The organism is Pseudomonas sp. MD330_10 (genome assembly GCF_042610415.1).
GTDB classification, from domain to species: domain Bacteria; phylum Pseudomonadota; class Gammaproteobacteria; order Pseudomonadales; family Pseudomonadaceae; genus Aquipseudomonas; species Aquipseudomonas rhodesiae.
Genome location: NZ_JBHGZU010000008.1, coordinates 194,125 through 210,071 on the forward strand (window position 1 = coordinate 194,125; position 15,947 = coordinate 210,071).

Sequence of the window (15,947 nt, forward strand, 5' to 3'; positions counted from 1 at the left end):
GTGAGCCCCTCCCACAGTTAAATTCCTCTGGGCCACCCCCCGGCAACTCGGTGCATCTGGCCCCAATAGCCATAGATCTATACACACGTTTCAAAGGCTGGAATAACTCTGTGGTGAGCGGGCTTGCCCCGCGCTGGGCTGCGAAGCGGCCCCATCCCAGGCGATGTGGTTTAGCTGACACACCGAGGTGCCTGGGTTTGGGGCTGCTTCGCAACCCAGCGCGGGCGGTGCGACGATTCGACAAGCCCGCTCACCACACAAACATGCCGGTTCAACACATAAGTCTCTCCACCCCATAACCTCTGCCAGGCCTTGCCCTGCCAAGGCTTTCAGGCCGATTCTGCGCCACAGCAATCGACCGCTGGTCCACCCCGTCTTAATCCGATTTGAATTTTCCGCACCTCCCGAGGCTCTGCATTCTAGACACGCGCCGTTCAGCGTGCTTACGGGGCCGCCTTGTCGGGAGGCCTGGTTGTTTAGGACTTTGCGGACACTGCCATCATGACGTTCCTCACAGCGCTCTCAGGCCAGCCGGCCTCGATGCACCATTCGGCTCACGGTCGTTATCACGCCCTGTACCAACAGCTGTACAGCGAAGCCGAGGGCGCCGGAGAAGCCGCACGGGATTTTGTGCAAGCGCAATTGGCCCAGGTGCGTAAGTTACCCGGCGACCTGCCCGAAGTGCCTGAACATCTGACCGCCTGGGTGGAGCAGCGCTGCGCCGAAGTGGCCCAGGCCTACGCTGAGTACCTGGAGCAACGCCAACAAGGCCGGCCCCGTCGATTTTTTCACAACAAGGCCCATGCCTTGTATTGCCTGCAGCGCGTGGCGCCGACCAAACAGGTCGACGGCGCCTGGCTGTACGGCCTGCTGCCCCATTGGCACGACCCGCGCTTTGACGGCCTGCTCACCACCTACCTGGAAGAGTTGGGCGACGGCCACGCCGCGCAGAATCATGTGGTGATTTACCGCAAGCTGCTCAGCGACCACGATGCCGCCAGCGAAGCCGGCCTGGACGACGATCACTACCTGCAAGGCGCTCTGCAACTGGCGCTGGGTCTGTGCGGCGAGGACTTCTTGCCGGAAATCATCGGCTACAACCTGGGCTATGAGCAGTTGCCCCTGCACCTGTTGATCACTTCGTACGAACTGAGCGAACTGGGCGTCGACCCCTATTACTTCACGCTCCACGTAACCATCGACAACGCCAGCACCGGACACGCCTGCAAAGCGGCGCAATCGGTCATCGACCTGTTGCCGTTGGGCGAGGGCAGGGCGGACTTCTATCGACGTGTGGCCGAGGGCTACCGCCTCAATGACTTGGGCCCGGGCACTACAGCCGTGATCAATAGCTTCAACCTGCACGACGAACTGGTGGCCATGCTCGAACGCAAGCGCACCTTCGGCCAGCACATGCATTCGGACTATTGCCGCTTCGAAGGCAAGACCGTCAACCAATGGCTCGCCAAGCCCGGGCAGATCGGCGCGTTTCTCCAGGCACTGGAAGACAAGGGCTGGATCAAACGCAACCAGGACCCGGCCGAGAGCCGCTTCTGGCAACTGATCGAAGGCGCCGGTGCGGCGATGTTCGGGGTGTTCAGTGGCTATGAAAAACAGGTGCTGCATGACTGGATCGCCGGTGATTGGATCAGCGCCGAACGCGTGCCTGCGGTGCGCCCCGGTCGTGGCAAACCGCTGCCCCGCGACACGCATCGGCCGACGGACCCGGACACCCAGGCGCTGGTCGAATCGCTGTGCAACCTCACCGATCAACAGCAACTCACTGCGCTGCTGCCGTGGTTGTCGGCCCGTCGCCATTGCACCCCCGCGGGGCTATACGCCACGCGCCGCTTTATCCAACTGCGCGCGCGCCTGCGCTAAGGAACCTGTTTATGTCCGCACAACAACTGGCCGACCGTGCGCTGCTGAACCTGGGACGCGGTTTGCAACAGAGCGGCTACCGCTTTATCACGCCCACGCCCTTGACCCATGACCGCGTCTACGCACGCCTGGCGACGCCGCTGGCCATGAACCTGCGCGATGTCTTCGGCTGGTCGATGCCGTTTGACCGCGACCTGTTGCCCGACGCCTTGCGCGAAGAGTTGCAACACGCCGATGTCGTCGAAGAGCACGATTCGCTTTGGCGCAGCGCCGTGCGTTGGTCGAGCCTGGATGACCTGTTGATTGCCCACTCGGCGTATCCCACCACCCAGGCGGATGCGGTGTTTTTCGGGCCTGACAGCTACCGCTTCGCGCAACTGATCGACGCCCACTTGCAACAGCGCTTCGAGCCGATCAAGCGTGCCGTGGACATCGGCTGCGGCGCCGGCGTCGGTGCGCTGGTAATCGCCCGCTCGCGACATGACGCCCAAGTGCTTGCGGTGGACATCAACCCGCGCGCCTTGCGTCTCACCGCAGTGAACGCCGAGTTGGCCGGCCTGAGCAATATCAGCGCGTATCACAGCAACGTGTTGGACAGCGTGGAAGGCGAGTTCGACTTGATCGTCGCCAACCCGCCCTATATGAACGATGACCGCCAGCGGGCCTACCGGCATGGCGGCGGCGCCTTGGGCGAGCAGCTGTCGGTGCGGATTGTCAGCGAGTCCCTCGGGCGCCTGGCCGTGGGCGGTACATTAGTGCTGTATACCGGTGCGGCGATTGTCGCCGGGGAGGATCCGTTCCTCGCGGCGGTTAAGCCGTTGCTCGGCGGCGATGCCTACGGCTGGACCTACCGCGAACTAGACCCGGATGTATTCGGCGAAGAGTTGGAAAAGCCCGGTTATGAGCGCGTAGAGCGGATCGCCGTGGTCGCATTGGCAGTGACCCGTTTGCGCTGAGGGCCGGCTTAGCAACTCTCAGCCCGCCCAGCGCCGACGAAGCGTTTAGCCAGAAAACCGTACAGCACGTAACCGAACGCCAGCACCAGCATCGCGCCAAACACCGCCTCTTCGCCGCAGGCGTAGATCGCATACAGCGAATACGCCGCAGCCACCAGCACCACCAGCGTATTGCGTACTTGCAGCGCTTGCGGGGCGCGGGCCTTGTGCATCATCACCATTAGCCCGGTGAGGGCGGTGACGTAGGGCACCAGGTTGGTCACCACCGCCAGGCTGACCAATTTGCTGAACTGCGCTGAGGCGGTGGGCGAAATGGTCGACAAGGCGATCAGGCTTTGCAGCGCGGCGCAGGCCAACAGGCCCAGGAGTGGCGCGTTGGCTTGGGTGATCCGACTGAAAAAACGCGGAAACATGCGCTGATCCGCCGACATCTTGGCCGTCTGGGCCAGGGTGAACTGCCAGCCCAGCAATGAGCCGATACAGGCCACCACCGCCAGCGCCATGATCACGTCGCCAACCCACGGCGCGAACATCTGTGCATATACCACCGCGAAGGGCGCGGACGCGCTCGCCAGTTTGGCGTTCGGCACGATGCCCTGGATCACAGTGGTGGACAGCACGTACACCAGCGCCGCGCCGAGGGTGCCGAGCAGGCAGGCCAGAGGCACGGTGCGCTGTGGGTCTTCCACGGCGTCATGCCCCTGGGCCGCCGACTCCATGCCAAGGAATGCCCAGAGTGTCAGCGGAATACTCGCGCTGATCGCGTCCCATCCTTGAAGCTGGTGCGGGTTCCAGGCCGCCACGAACACCTCGACCTTGAAATAAAACCAGCCGATCACACACAGCCCCACCACCGGGATAATCACGCCCCACACCGTCACCACGCCTATGCGCCCGGTCAGGCGTGGGCCGCCGAAATTGGCGGCGGTGGTCAGCCAGATCAGCGCCAGGCTGCCGATAAACAGCGGTACCGGGCCACTGGCCAGCCATGGAATAAACGCCGAGAGATAGCCCACCGCCGAAATCGCAATCGCCACATTGGCGATGATCAGCGACAGAAAATACAGAAACGAACACAGGAAGAACCCCGACTTGCCGTGGGCTTCTTCGCTATACGCCGACATCCCCCCGGCGCGTCTACAGAACACGCCGCATTGGGCAAAGCCATATGCGATCGCCATCGAGCCCACCGCCGTGATCAGCCACGACAGCAATGAAATCGCGCCCAACTGCGCCATGCTCGCCGGCAACATGATGATGCCCGAGCCCATCATATTGATCGTCACCAACGTGGTGAGGCCCAGCAGGCTCATCTTTTTGCTTGGCGTGGTCATCGAGTACTCCGTTGAGCCTGTGGGCCGGTATGACCGTCAGCAATAGCGCGGATTCAGGCGTTTGTCTCGCTCGGGCGACCAGGGGCCAGCGCCTGGTGCGGCAGCAACGTCATCACATCGCAGAACAATGCACGCTTTTGCCAGTCGTTGCGGTCGCCGATCACGTACAAGCGGCGCTTGGCCCGGGTGGCGGCCACGTTCAGCAGGTTCGGCTCGCTGACCACCCAGTCCCGCGCACCGGCGTTTTCGCTGCTGCCGCCCAACACCATGATCACCACGGGCGCCTCCTTGCCCTGCATGGTGTGAATGGTGCCGTAGAGCATTTTGCGCGGCAGCAGCTCTTTAAGGCGATCGCGCACCGCCTGGAAGGGAGTGACCACGGCAATGTCGGCGATTTTCACACCGTCCTGGCGCAGCATCGCCAACAGGCGCATCAGGGTATCGCCTTCGGCCGCGACCCAGTTGCCGGACGAAGGGCCATGAGCTTGGACCCAGCCGGTGGCCAGGCTGGCCGGTGTTTCTTTGGCCGGGGAGGGCGGCACGGTGCCGAAGACCATGGCGCCGTCGTAGGCGATGCGGTTCGCCAGCGCGTACATCGGACGGTCGCAGCGACGATGCACCACCAGCGGCAAGCCGACCCAGCGCTTGGCCTGCGGCGGGCCCATCATCCGGCCCCAGCGGGTGGCTTCGTCGGCCAGGGTTTGCGCGGACTGGCGCGTCGGCAGCCAGTATTCGTCGACGCCGTAGCGGGTGCGCATATGTTCCAGCACCGCTTCCGACACGGTGACGATGGGCTTGAGTTGCAGCGGATCGCCCACCAGCACGGCACGGCGCGCGCGCCATAGGGCACCGACCGCCGCTTGCGGGGTGGCCTGCCCGGCTTCGTCCACCAGCAGCCAGCCGATTTCACCGACCCCCAGGGAGCCGAACGAGCGCGCGAACGAGGCAAAGGTGCTGCTCAACACCGGCACGAGCATAAATAACGACGCCCAGCTCGAACGGATCGCCGCGCGCGAGACGCCCTGGAAGCGCGCGCCCTGCAACACACGGTTAATGAAATACAGATTGGCGCGAACGCGCTTGGCTTCCAGTTCGAAGAAGCATTGGTGCAGCTTCAGGGCCTGGATAAACACTCGGGCGCGGGCCTGGCGCCAGCCTCTGATCGACCACGGTTCAATCAGCTCAATGGCCTCGCCGCGTCCGATAATGCCGTGGCGCAGCCAGGCCAGCAGGTGCTCTGCCTTGCACGCCTTGGCCAGGGCGGTGATTTGCTCGATCTGCTGGCGCTGACGCTCGCGCAAACCGCCCAGAGCTTGCTGGTGTTCCGTGCTCAGGTGATTGAGCGCCTTGCTTTCGCCGGTCAGACGCGCGGCGCTGCGTTTGACTTGTTCGAAGCTTTCTTCGGCCAGGGCGTGCCGGCTGCGGATAACACCTTGTACTTCATTCCAACGCCGCTGCGTGCCCCACAGGCTCAGGAGGTTGGCAAAGAACCCAGGCTTGCCAGCCAGGTGCCGCTGCACCTCGTTCAGGCTGTGTTGCAGAGCGTCGTGGGCGGGCTTGAACTCGCGCTCGTCGAGTTGTGCGATACGCGCATCGGTCTCTTTGATCGTGTGGGTCAAGCGCTTGAGTGCGTCCTCTTGCTCAGCGATTTGCGCGCGCAACGCGCTGACAGCCTGCAAATGGTCGTTGATGCGCTGGGCGTCGGCGCTCAAGTGTTCGGCGTGAGCCTTGGCCGCCTGATAATCCGCCACTGCCTGCTGCCAGGTGCTCAGGCGTTGCGCGGAGGTGCGGCTGATGTCGGCCTGGGTTCCGAGCCAGCCGAGGAAGCCACGGCGCGCCTGTTCTGGGCTGTCTTCGCCGGGCTCGTCTTCTTCTTCCTGGTCGTCGTCCAGCTCCTCGGCCTCCAAGGCCGACAGCCAGTCGTGCGCCTGTTCTTCGAGGTCGCTGGCCTTGGGTTTGCGGGGTGGCTGGCCGTAGAAGTAGCGGCTGATAAAGGTGCGGCGCCGCGCTTTGCTGCCCAGCGCGGCGGAGATCAGGCCCCAGGCGGGTTTGCCGCTGACCAGTTCACCCAGTTCGCCGAAATAGTCAGCGTCCGGCAGCCAACTGGGGTCGATTTTGTCGCGCTGCGGCAACTCCAAGGTGACGTTTTCGACGGCGCCGTTATTGGACGACGCGATCACCATCTCAAAGCCGAACAATGCCGGGTTGAGCGCATGCACCGTTTGGAAGTCCGTGCCGTCACTCACCCGTTCGGGCGTGCCGTCGACAAAGGCGGCAGACGCGCGGGGCAGAGCGGCCAGGGCATCGGCGCGCTGGGTGACCACGGCGGCCAGCAGATCACGCAACAGGGTGGTTTTGCCGGTGCCGGGCGGGCCGTTGATGCCCAGCACACCTTCGCCATCGCTCAACGTATGCAGCAGGGTATTCACCGCCAATTGCTGGGAATGCACCAGCCCCAGGTGATGCTCGGCCGGCCAGCAGCCCAACGGGTACTGTTTGGGCGCCAGACGCTCGATTAACGCCAGGGAGGCATCGTCATCGTCGATGTGCAAGCGCTGTGCCGGGGCATGTCGCGCCAGGTACTGCGCCAGCGGTGCGCTGGTGATGCCATTGCGCAGGCTGTCCGCCACGTCGGCCAGGTCCGCGAGCAGAAAGCTGTTGAGCGGGTCGTCCTCCTGGGCGGGGTTCTTGATCTTGATGGGCGTGGAGCGCCAGCGGTGGGTGTAGCGCTCGGGGGCGCTGAAGTAGTCGTCCAGGCCGAGGAAGTTTCGAATCTTCTCGGTCAGCTCGACCAACATCGCTGCATCGACTGGGCCGCCCATCAGCGGCTTGATGTCCTCGCGCAGATAGTTTTGTTCCTCGTCGAAGCCGCGGGTCCAATCCCTGTTTGCCAGGGCGCGGCCGAGGAACCAGGCTTCGCTGGAGAGCACCAGGCTGTCTTGCACCATCAGCCCCTGCTCGGTGAACTTCAGCGCGAAAAGCGCGGATTCACGGGTTTTCGGCGGCTCTTTATAGCCTTGGTCGGCACCGTAGAGTTGCTTAAGGCTTTCGGCCACGCGGCGGCTGTCGTACAGGTGGGCGAAGAGGGTGTGGCTCCAGACCCGGTCTTTAGGCTTTGGCTGGCCGTGCGCCGGGCTGCTGGCAGCCCATGGCATCACCGGCCGCGCCGCATTGCAGTCATGCAGGAACGACGCAAACAGACTGTCGCGCTTTTCGATTTTGGGGGCCGATTGCGGTTGCAGCAGCTCCACGGCGTGCCAGTAGCGGGTGATGCTTTCTCGGGTCATCAATCTCAATCCTTTGCGTAAAACGCCGGTTCATCCCGGTTCGGCGCGTATTGCGGGGGCTTTAAGCCAGTTGGGGCAACAGGTTCAAGTGACCGTCGACCTCGTTGACCAGGCCGCTGGCCAAAAACAGTGGCGCCAGGCGCTTGTGCAGTTGCGGCTCGACAAATTCCTTTACGGTATCCAGGGCCAGCAAACCGGTAGTCGGCAGCTCTGCCTTGGTATACGACAACCAGGCCTTTTTCAACGCCTGCAACACATCGCTGCCTGCCGTGGATGCAAAGCGGCGATGGGTGGGTTTGCCGTCGAAGCTGAAGGTGTGCTGGAACGCGTAACCGCTTTCGTCGCCGCCGCTGGCGGTGCAGCGGATGCAGGTGCAAGGGCCGTCGCCGAACGCGCTGCGCAGGTAAGTGTTGAAGTCCACCACCGGTTTGAGTGACAGGCGCTTATCGACCTCGAACAGGTCCCCGGTCATTTTTTCGTCAGTGTTCAACGTCCGTTTCCTCGCAGTGGCATGGCAGCTTTTCAAAGCGCCGCACAATAACAGTCGAGGGCGGGTTTGGGCACTACTTGCGCTTGCGGGTGGATGAGTTGCGATAGAACGACAGAATTGCCAGCAACTGAACGACCGCTATCGCGGCCACCATCGCCCGGCCAGCGTTGCTCGCACCTGGGCGGTGCGTTGGGCGCGCAGTTGCTGACGCATATGCTGCGTGAGCGCTGGCTGATGCGCACGCTCGATACCCGTGCGTTAACGGTCACTCCGAGAGGCCGCAAGCGCCTGGCTGCTGTATTTGATATTTCATCCTGACGCGGGGCTCAGCGAAAAAACTCCCCCGGCGTGGCATCGAACTGCTGGCGAAACGCATTGATGAACGCCGATGTCGACTCATACCCGCTGGCCAGCGCCACGTCCGTGACCCGTTCGCCATGTTCTAGGGCGGGCAGGGCGCTGAGCAGGCGCAGGCGTTGGCGCCAGGCGCGGAAGGTCAGGCCGGTGTCGTGCAGGAACAGGCGGCTGAGGGTTTTTTCGCTGACCCCCAGTTTGTCGCTCCATTGCCCCAAGGTGGTTTGCTGCTCCGGGTGGAGGTTGAGGCTGCGGTAGATTTGGCGCAGGCGCGGGTCCACCGGTAGCGGCAGCATCAGGTCGACCTGCGGCGCGGCGGCGAGTTGGTCGAGGATCACCTGGGCCAGCCGCCCGTCGGGCCCGTCCTCGGCGTATTCCACCGGCAGTTCGCTGAAGCTGCGGATCAGCTCGCGCAGCAGGTTGCTCACCTCCAGAACGTGACAGTGCCCGGCCGCCCATTGGGTGACGCTGCAATCGAGGTACAGGCTGCGCATCTCGGTGTGGGGCGTGCTGTACACCCGGTGCGGCATGCCCGCCGGAATCCACACGGCTCGTTGCGGCGGAGCGACAAAGCGGCCGGCGCTGGTCTGGATCTCCAACACCCCGGAAATTGCGTAGGACAATTGTACCCACGGGTGACTGTGGCGGCGGGTCAGTGCGCGATTGGGCAGCGATTCAGTGCGCCCGTATACCGGCCGTGGCAGGCTGGACAGCCCGGGAATGCTGCGGCGCACAGTATTGGCATGTCCTTTAGGCGGCATTTACTGGCTCGTTGGCGTTAGTCGGTAATAAAGCGTTACGTTAGAGTCGCCATGACGCTCTTGGCAACCCCTGGATGACTTCACTATGACTCGGCCTCGCTTTCTACCCGACAACTTCACCCTCACGTTGATCGCGACGGTGATTCTCGCTTCCTTGCTGCCCGCCAGCGGCCAGACCGCCGTGGCATTCGGTTGGGTCACCAACCTGGCTATCGCGCTGCTGTTTTTCCTGCACGGCGCCAAGCTCTCGCGCCAGGCCATCGTGGCCGGCGCCGGCCATTGGCGCCTGCACCTGCTGGTGTTCAGTCTGACCTTTGTGCTGTTCCCATTGCTGGGCCTGGCACTTAAACCGGTGCTGTCGCCGTTGATCGGCAAAGACCTGTACATGGGCATGCTCTACCTCTGCGCGTTGCCGGCCACGGTGCAGTCGGCGATTGCTTTCACCTCCCTGGCGCGCGGCAATATCCCGGCGGCGATCTGCAGCGCGGCGGCGTCGAGCCTGTTTGGGATCTTCCTCACACCGTTACTGGTGACCTTATTACTCAATGTCCATGGCGACGGCGGCTCCACCGTCGACGCTATCGTGAAAATCAGCGTGCAGTTGCTGCTGCCGTTTATCGCCGGGCAGATCGCGCGGCGCTGGATCGGCGAGTGGGTAGGGCGCAACAAGGCGTGGCTGAAGTTCGTCGACCAGGGCTCGATCCTGCTGGTGGTGTACGGCGCGTTCAGCGAGGCAGTCAACGAAGGCATTTGGCACCAGATCCCATTGTGGGAGCTGGGCGGGCTGGTGGTGGCCTGCTGCGTGCTGCTGGCGCTGGTGTTGGTGGCCTCAACCGTGCTTGGCAAGGCGTTTGGGTTCAATCAGGAGGATCGCATCACCATCCTGTTCTGCGGCTCGAAAAAAAGCCTGGCGACCGGCGTGCCGATGGCCCAGGTGCTGTTTGCCGGGGCGAGCATGGGCGTATTGATTCTACCGTTGATGCTGTTTCACCAGATCCAACTGATGGTGTGTGCGGCGCTGGCACAGCGTTATGCCAAGCGTGCGGAGAGTGTTGCGGAGTTGATGGCGCAGGTGGATCCTTAGTGAACGAACAGATACTAGGCTGTGGGAAATTTCCTACATGATGGTGGGATTATTCCCTTATTGATTCAGAATGCTCCAGGCCACTATGGGTGCCTTCACTTCTGCCAAGTGGTTGATAAAGATGGCCCACCCTCGCGTCCTGGTTCTTGAGAATCAACGGTTTCAACGCAGTGTTCTGATCAAGATGCTTGATCGGCTGGGCCTCCGGGATGTGCTTCAGGCCAGTGACGGCGACCAGGCCATGGCGCAATTAATGGCTTGTGGTGGCGTCGATATTATCCTCTGCGATTTGGCTGATAGAAGTCTGGACTGCCTGGATTTCCTGCACCGAGCCAGGCAGGCGGATCTGGTGCAGGCGGTGGCGTTATGCGGTGAGTTGCTGCCTGAGTTGCTCCGGGCAGTGATGCAGATGCCTTCGCTCTCGGGCCTGCAGATGCTCGGTGTATTGCCCCCTTCGCTGGAACTGCACTCATTGCGCCGCCTGCTGCGCCGCTATTCCCAGGCGCATTCCCCCTTCAAACAACTGCCTGTGCCCAGGGCATTGCCCGATGAACATGAAATTCACCAGGGCTTGGCGCTTGGGGAATTTCGTGCATGGTTCCAACCCAAATTCATCTTGGGCACTGGGCGACTGGCTGGAGTGGAAGCGTTGGTGCGTTGGGAGCACCCAACCCGAGGTCTGCTATTGCCGGCGGAGTTTCTGGCCGCCGTCTTGGCCTACGATTTGATTGATCAGATGTTTAAACAACTGCTGGAACAGGGTTTAAGCCTGTTGAGCGTGCTACGTCGGCAACAGGTGCACCTGGAACTGGCGTTTAATCTGCATGCCTCGCAATTACTCAGCGACGAGGTGACCTTGTATATCCAGCAAGCCTTGCTGCGTTACGACTTTGCCGGTTCCACTTTATCGTTCGAGCTGGCAGAAAACGGTTTGCTGGATCTCTCTCCGCGTATCCAGGAAAACCTACTGCGTTTACGCATGCTTGGCTGTGGCCTGTCCATCGATGATTTCGGCATGGGCTTTTCTTCCCTCAAGCTGCTTTGCCAACTGCCGTTCAATCAACTCAAACTCGACGGCGAATGTGTTCGTCGAATGGACGAACCCCACAGTCAGGCCATGGTCGCCAGCACGCTGGCGCTCGCCCGTTCGCTGGATATGAGCCTAGTGATAGAGGGCATCGGTAACCAACGCATCCATGAGGGCGTGTTGGCTCTGGGTTGCGAGATCGGTCAGGGCTACTATTTGGCGCGGCCAATGGCGGGGTATCGCCTGCTACCTTGGTTGGACGCCTATTTCGCTGGCCAGCGAAACGCGAAAAATTGCTGAGGCTACAGCTCAGATATTTCCTACAATCCAAGCGCGCTCGTGTATTTTGAGCAGCGTGTTTCGGACACAGTTTTCCACCGTTTTACGCTATTGACTTATAGGTCATCGGCAAATGCCGGCGCGTCTTTCAGAGGTAGTCATGTTTAAAGCGTTAGTTGTGGACGATCATCCGTTCATTCGTTCTTCGGTCAAGATGCTTCTCAAACAGGAGTGTTTCGAAGTGGTTGCCGAGGCGGATAACGGGGTCGACGCGGTGCAGCTGGCTCGTGAGCATGAGCCGGATCTTATTGTGCTGGACATCGCCATGCCCAAGCTGGATGGGTTGGAAGTCATTACTCGTCTCTGCTCACTGGGCCTCAAATGCAAGATCCTGGTACTGACGTCGCAGTCACCGCTGTTCTACTCAATGCGCTGCATGAAGGCCGGGGCCGCCGGTTACATCTCCAAGACCAACGATTTAGATGAATTGGTTAAGGCGATCAAGGCTGTCATGGGCGGCTATACCTTCTTCCCTAATCTGGCGGTCAGTTCGGTGCGTCGCAGCGATACCGAGACCACCGATCTGGAGCTGATCCAGAGTCTCTCTGATCGTGAGTTGACGATTCTACAGCGCTTATCCCAAGGGTTGAGCAATAAGGAAATCGGCGACTCGATGCTGCTCAGCAACAAGACCGTCAGCACCTACAAGACACGGCTGATCGAAAAACTCAACGTGAAGTCGGTCGTGTACCTCGCCGACTTCGCCAAACGCAATAATTTGATTTGATGGGCGTTTACTGGCGTACAAGAATCGTTGCTTTGGCTGCAGGGATGGCCTTGAGCAGTTGCGCGCTGGCAGCTCCGCAGGCCGAGCTATTCCAAGTGCTGGGGCGTTCCCATGTGGATGGGTACAGCGCTCCGCTGGCCGAGGCAGACTGGAGTTGGCTGCGTAGCAAGGATGTCTTGGTATTGGGGGATTCCGCCCCTGACTATTCGCCGTTGGGCATGGCCAGTAACAATCGTGACTATGAGGGCATGACGGCTGATTATGCACAATTGGTCAGCCAGCTTCTGCGCGTACGCGTGGAGGTACGGCGTTATGCCTCGCGCGCTGATGTGATCGCCGCGCTCAAGCGTGGAGAGGTAGATTTTCTGGGCGTAGCCAACGGCTATGAAGCTCAGGATACTGGCATCATGCTATCCAGCGCCTATGCCGAAGATATGCCCGCGCTCGTCACCCGGTTGGGTGACAGCATTGGACTGAGCCCGGACCTGGCGGGGCTTAAGATCGCTATGCTTTATCACTACCTTTCGCCCGAGGAGGTGAAGGCTTTCTACCCCAAGGCGACACTTCAGTTGTATCCCTCCACCTTAAGCGCGATCGGCGCAGTTGCTTTCGGGAGTGCCGATGTTTACTTGGGCGATGCGATCAGTGCGAATTTTCTAATCAACAAAAACTATCTGAATAACGTGCAACTGGCGGATTTTTCCCAGATCGAAGCCAGCAACTTTGCCTTCGCCGTGCCCCAGAAATCGACGCGGTTGCTGCGTATCCTAAACACGGCTCTGGCGGCGATTCCTGTCAGCGAGCGCATGAATATTCTGCGGCGCTGGAGCGCTGGTGGCGCCAGCATGCCGGGGCTGACTGCTCTGCATTTCAGCACCAGCGAACAGCGCTGGATGGATGCGCACCCTTCGCTGCGGGTGGCGGTAATCGACAGCTACCTGCCGCTGTCGTTCTTCAACGAGCAGGGCGAGTTTCGCGGCCTCAGCGCAGATGTGCTGGCCAAAGTCGCCCTGCGCACCGGCTTGAAGTTCGAAGTGCGGCGCTTGTACTCGGTCGCCAGTTTGCTGGACAGCATCCGCGACGACGAAGCCGACTTGCTGATCACCCTGACACCGAGCACTGCACGTGAGGGCTTGTTACGTTTTACCCGACCCTACTTGAACACACCCTATGTGTTAGTCAGTGGCATCGACCCTTCCACGCCCAATACCCTGGACGACATGGCGGGCAAGCGCCTGGCGCTTATCCACGGTAATCCGGTTCGAGAACTGATCGTTGAGCAATACCCCAAGATTGAACTGGTGGAGGCGAGCAACGCCCAGGAAGCGATGGACCTGGTGGCCAACGGCAATGCAGATGCGGCGGTCAATTCGCTGATCATTGCCCGCTATATGATCTCGCGCCAATACCGCGATCAGTTGCGCATTACCAGCACCGTCGGTACACAACTGGCACGCACGGCATTCGCCACCCCGCGTGGCTCGCTGGAGCTGTATTCGATCCTCGAAAAAGCCCTTCTCAGCATTCCTCCGGAGGAAATGGACGAAGTCACCAACCGATGGCGAAGCGAGATAGCCGTTGATGACAGTTACTGGTTGCGTAACCGCACTGTGATCATTCAGGGCTTTGCCTTGGCCGCAGTGTTGTTGGTGATGGCTGTTGGTTGGATCGCCTACCTACGAGGGCAGATGCGTAAACGCCGGCAGGCCGAAATTGCCTTGAACGACCAGTTGGAGTTCATGCGTGTTTTGATCGATGGCACGCCCCATCCTATCTACGTGCGTGATCGCCAAGGGCGCCTGATGGTATGCAACAGCGGCTACCTGAGCGTATTCAATGTCGAGCGGGAAGCCGTCATCGGCAAGACCGTGGTGGACGGTGTACTTAGTAACGCCGGTGAAGCGGCGGCTTATCATGAAGATTATCTACAGGCCATGGAGGCGGGCGTGCCTTGCGTTCAGGACCGCGACCTGACCATGACAGATGGCCAAGTGCTGACGATTTATCACTGGATGTTGCCTTACCGAGGTAGCGACGGTCAGGTCAGCGGCATGATCGGTGGCTGGATCGACGTCAGCGAGCGCCAGCACTTGCTCGAAGCCCTGCGCGAAGCCAAGGAGCGCGCCGACGACGCGAGTCGTGCTAAGACGAGCTTCCTGGCGACCATGAGCCATGAAATCCGCACGCCGATGAATGCCATCATTGGCATGCTGGAACTGGCGCAGAAAAAAGCCGATCAAGGCTATATGGACCGTGCTTCCATTGAGGTGGCGTCCACCGCTGCGCATGGGTTACTGGACCTGATCGGCGATATCCTCGACATTGCCCGCATCGAATCCGGTCGCCTGTCCCTGGCACCCGAGCGGGCCAATCTGCTGGAACTGGTGGAGTCGGTGGCTCGTATCTTCGAGGGCCTGGCGCGGCAGAAACAACTGCGCTTGATCCTCGACTTGGATTGCACCCTCAACCGTCAGGTACTGGTCGATCCGCTGCGTTTCAAGCAAATCGTTTCCAACCTACTGAGTAACGCGATCAAATTCACTGTGCAGGGGCATGCGCGTTTGCAGGTCAGCGTCGAGCCAAGCCTTAATGACGAACGCTTGGCACTGCGCCTGCGGGTTGAGGACACCGGCATCGGTATTTCCAGTGAGGACCAGCAGCGTCTGTTCAGCCCTTTCAGCCAGGCCGTCAACCAAAACCAGTCAGCGCGCAGTGGTTCGGGACTGGGGCTAATGATCAGTCGCACGCTGTGCGAAATGATGGGCGGCACCTTGACCCTGAGCAGTGTGCTGACGCAAGGCACCCAGGTTGAGGTGTGTATCAGTTTGCCCACCCTGGTGCTGATGGATGAGCCCGCAGCGGTTGCGGCGGAGTTGCCCCAGCCAGTGCGGACGCTGAATGTCTTGGTGATAGACGATTACCCCGCCAACCGCCTGTTGCTATCCCAGCAGTTGGGATTTCTGGGGCACCGCGTCAGCGATGCCGAAGACGGAGCCCATGGCTTGCGTGCCTGGCGCCAGCAACATTTTGACGTGGTGATCACCGACTGCAGCATGCCGATCATGAGCGGCTATGACCTGGCCCGCGCCATTCGCGATGAGGAGCGCAGCAGAGGGCTTACCCACGGGATAATCCTCGGGTTGACCGCTAATGCCCAGCCTGAAGAGAAGGACCGCTGCCTGAAGGCCGGCATGGATGACTGTCTGTTCAAACCCCTCAGTCTCAATGATCTCAACGAACGATTAGTGAGCTTGATACCCGCACTCAGCGTTTCAGCCGAGCAGGGAATGTCGGGTGCCATTGAGGGGCTTGATCTGACCGGTCTCGAACAACTGAGCCGTGGCGATGCGGCGGCTGTCCGAGCCTTGCTGCATGATTTGGCCACCAGCAACGCACAGGACATGGCGCGCCTGATCAAGTTGTTCACTCAGCATGACCTGACTGGGCTGGGCGACCTGGCGCATCGGGTCAAAGGTGGTGCGCGGATTATCCAGGCGCAGTGGTTGATCGACTGTTGCGAAGCGTTGGAAGTTGCCTGCCAAGGTTTGAATTCGGCGGTGCTGACCGAAGCCGTCGACGCGTTGCAGCAAGCGATGGAACAATTGGGGCAGCGGCTGGAGACCTATCTGGTCTGACAGAGAGAGCCGAAACCGGATTGTGCGGGAATGTTGAAAAGCGTGTGGGAAATTTCCTACACGTTGAGGGGA

Annotated in this window: 11 protein-coding genes; 7 read left to right on the forward strand and 4 right to left on the reverse strand. The window is 60.9% G+C overall.

Annotation, left to right across the window (positions count from 1 at the left end; translation table 11 throughout):
- Positions 1 to 501: 501 nt before the first annotated feature.
- Together ACFZPT_RS15530 and ACFZPT_RS15535 are read left to right on the forward strand one after the other, a co-directional pair.
- A complete protein-coding gene (locus tag ACFZPT_RS15530) occupies positions 502 to 1,881 on the forward strand; it encodes an iron-containing redox enzyme family protein (protein WP_034114133.1) in 1,380 nt (459 codons plus the stop codon).
- A gap of 11 nt (positions 1,882 to 1,892) precedes the next feature.
- A complete protein-coding gene (locus tag ACFZPT_RS15535; RefSeq protein WP_034114131.1) occupies positions 1,893 to 2,837 on the forward strand; it encodes a class I SAM-dependent methyltransferase in 945 nt (314 codons plus the stop codon).
- 8 nt (positions 2,838 to 2,845) lie between these two features.
- Here the strand turns inward: ACFZPT_RS15535 and potE are convergent, their stop codons facing one another.
- The 3 genes from potE to ACFZPT_RS15550 form a co-directional block, all read right to left on the reverse strand.
- A complete protein-coding gene (potE, locus tag ACFZPT_RS15540) occupies positions 2,846 to 4,171 on the reverse strand; it encodes a putrescine-ornithine antiporter (RefSeq protein ID WP_034098572.1) in 1,326 nt (441 codons plus the stop codon).
- A 53-nt stretch (positions 4,172 to 4,224) separates the two neighbouring features.
- Positions 4,225 to 7,458, reverse strand: a complete 3,234-nt coding sequence (locus tag ACFZPT_RS15545; protein ID WP_034114129.1) for an AAA domain-containing protein — start codon at positions 7,456 to 7,458, stop codon at positions 4,225 to 4,227.
- Positions 7,459 to 7,519: 61 nt separating this feature from the next.
- Complete coding sequence (locus ACFZPT_RS15550; RefSeq protein WP_034098569.1) at positions 7,520 to 7,948, reverse strand: hypothetical protein; 429 nt, start codon at positions 7,946 to 7,948, stop codon at positions 7,520 to 7,522.
- 117 nt (positions 7,949 to 8,065) lie between these two features.
- On the opposite strand from ACFZPT_RS15550, the gene ACFZPT_RS15555 reads away from it, so the two are divergent.
- A complete protein-coding gene (locus ACFZPT_RS15555; RefSeq protein ID WP_143506391.1) occupies positions 8,066 to 8,266 on the forward strand; it encodes a hypothetical protein in 201 nt (66 codons plus the stop codon).
- A gap of 8 nt (positions 8,267 to 8,274) precedes the next feature.
- On the opposite strand, the gene ACFZPT_RS15560 is transcribed toward ACFZPT_RS15555, so the two are convergent.
- The gene (locus tag ACFZPT_RS15560) at positions 8,275 to 9,063 is read right to left on the reverse strand and encodes a helix-turn-helix domain-containing protein (protein WP_034114127.1); all 789 of its coding nucleotides are present in this window, start codon (positions 9,061 to 9,063) and stop codon (positions 8,275 to 8,277) included.
- 85 nt (positions 9,064 to 9,148) lie between these two features.
- Here ACFZPT_RS15560 and ACFZPT_RS15565 point away from each other — a divergent pair, with 85 nt between their 5' ends.
- From ACFZPT_RS15565 to ACFZPT_RS15580, 4 genes are all read left to right on the forward strand, one after another.
- Positions 9,149 to 10,147, forward strand: a complete 999-nt coding sequence (locus ACFZPT_RS15565; RefSeq protein WP_034114125.1) for a bile acid:sodium symporter family protein — start codon at positions 9,149 to 9,151, stop codon at positions 10,145 to 10,147.
- Between the two features lie 85 nt (positions 10,148 to 10,232).
- Positions 10,233 to 11,474 carry an EAL domain-containing protein gene (locus ACFZPT_RS15570; RefSeq protein ID WP_256589099.1) on the forward strand — a complete coding sequence of 414 codons (1,242 nt, stop codon included), beginning with the start codon at positions 10,233 to 10,235 and terminating at the stop codon, positions 11,472 to 11,474.
- Positions 11,475 to 11,613: 139 nt separating this feature from the next.
- The gene (locus ACFZPT_RS15575; RefSeq protein ID WP_034114124.1) at positions 11,614 to 12,240 is read left to right on the forward strand and encodes a response regulator transcription factor; all 627 of its coding nucleotides are present in this window, start codon (positions 11,614 to 11,616) and stop codon (positions 12,238 to 12,240) included.
- Positions 12,241 to 12,284: 44 nt separating this feature from the next.
- Positions 12,285 to 15,875: a transporter substrate-binding domain-containing protein gene (locus ACFZPT_RS15580; RefSeq protein ID WP_047881849.1), complete on the forward strand. Its 3,591-nt coding sequence runs from the start codon at positions 12,285 to 12,287 to the stop codon at positions 15,873 to 15,875.
- The last annotated feature ends 72 nt before the right edge of the window (positions 15,876 to 15,947 follow it).

Excerpts from the sequence above, each read along its gene's own strand:
- ACFZPT_RS15545 (WP_034114129.1), bottom strand. The coding sequence starts at position 7,458 with ATGACCCGAGAAAGCATCACCCGCTACTGGCACGCCGTGGAGCTGCTG.
- ACFZPT_RS15580 (WP_047881849.1), top strand. The coding sequence starts at position 12,285 with ATGGCCTTGAGCAGTTGCGCGCTGGCAGCTCCGCAGGCCGAGCTATTC.
- ACFZPT_RS15575 (WP_034114124.1), top strand. The coding sequence starts at position 11,614 with ATGTTTAAAGCGTTAGTTGTGGACGATCATCCGTTCATTCGTTCTTCG.
- ACFZPT_RS15560 (WP_034114127.1), bottom strand. The coding sequence starts at position 9,063 with ATGCCGCCTAAAGGACATGCCAATACTGTGCGCCGCAGCATTCCCGGG.
- potE (WP_034098572.1), bottom strand. The coding sequence starts at position 4,171 with ATGACCACGCCAAGCAAAAAGATGAGCCTGCTGGGCCTCACCACGTTG.
- ACFZPT_RS15570 (WP_256589099.1), top strand. The coding sequence starts at position 10,233 with ATGGGTGCCTTCACTTCTGCCAAGTGGTTGATAAAGATGGCCCACCCT.
- ACFZPT_RS15565 (WP_034114125.1), top strand. The coding sequence starts at position 9,149 with ATGACTCGGCCTCGCTTTCTACCCGACAACTTCACCCTCACGTTGATC.
- ACFZPT_RS15535 (WP_034114131.1), top strand. The coding sequence starts at position 1,893 with ATGTCCGCACAACAACTGGCCGACCGTGCGCTGCTGAACCTGGGACGC.
- ACFZPT_RS15530 (WP_034114133.1), top strand. The coding sequence starts at position 502 with ATGACGTTCCTCACAGCGCTCTCAGGCCAGCCGGCCTCGATGCACCAT.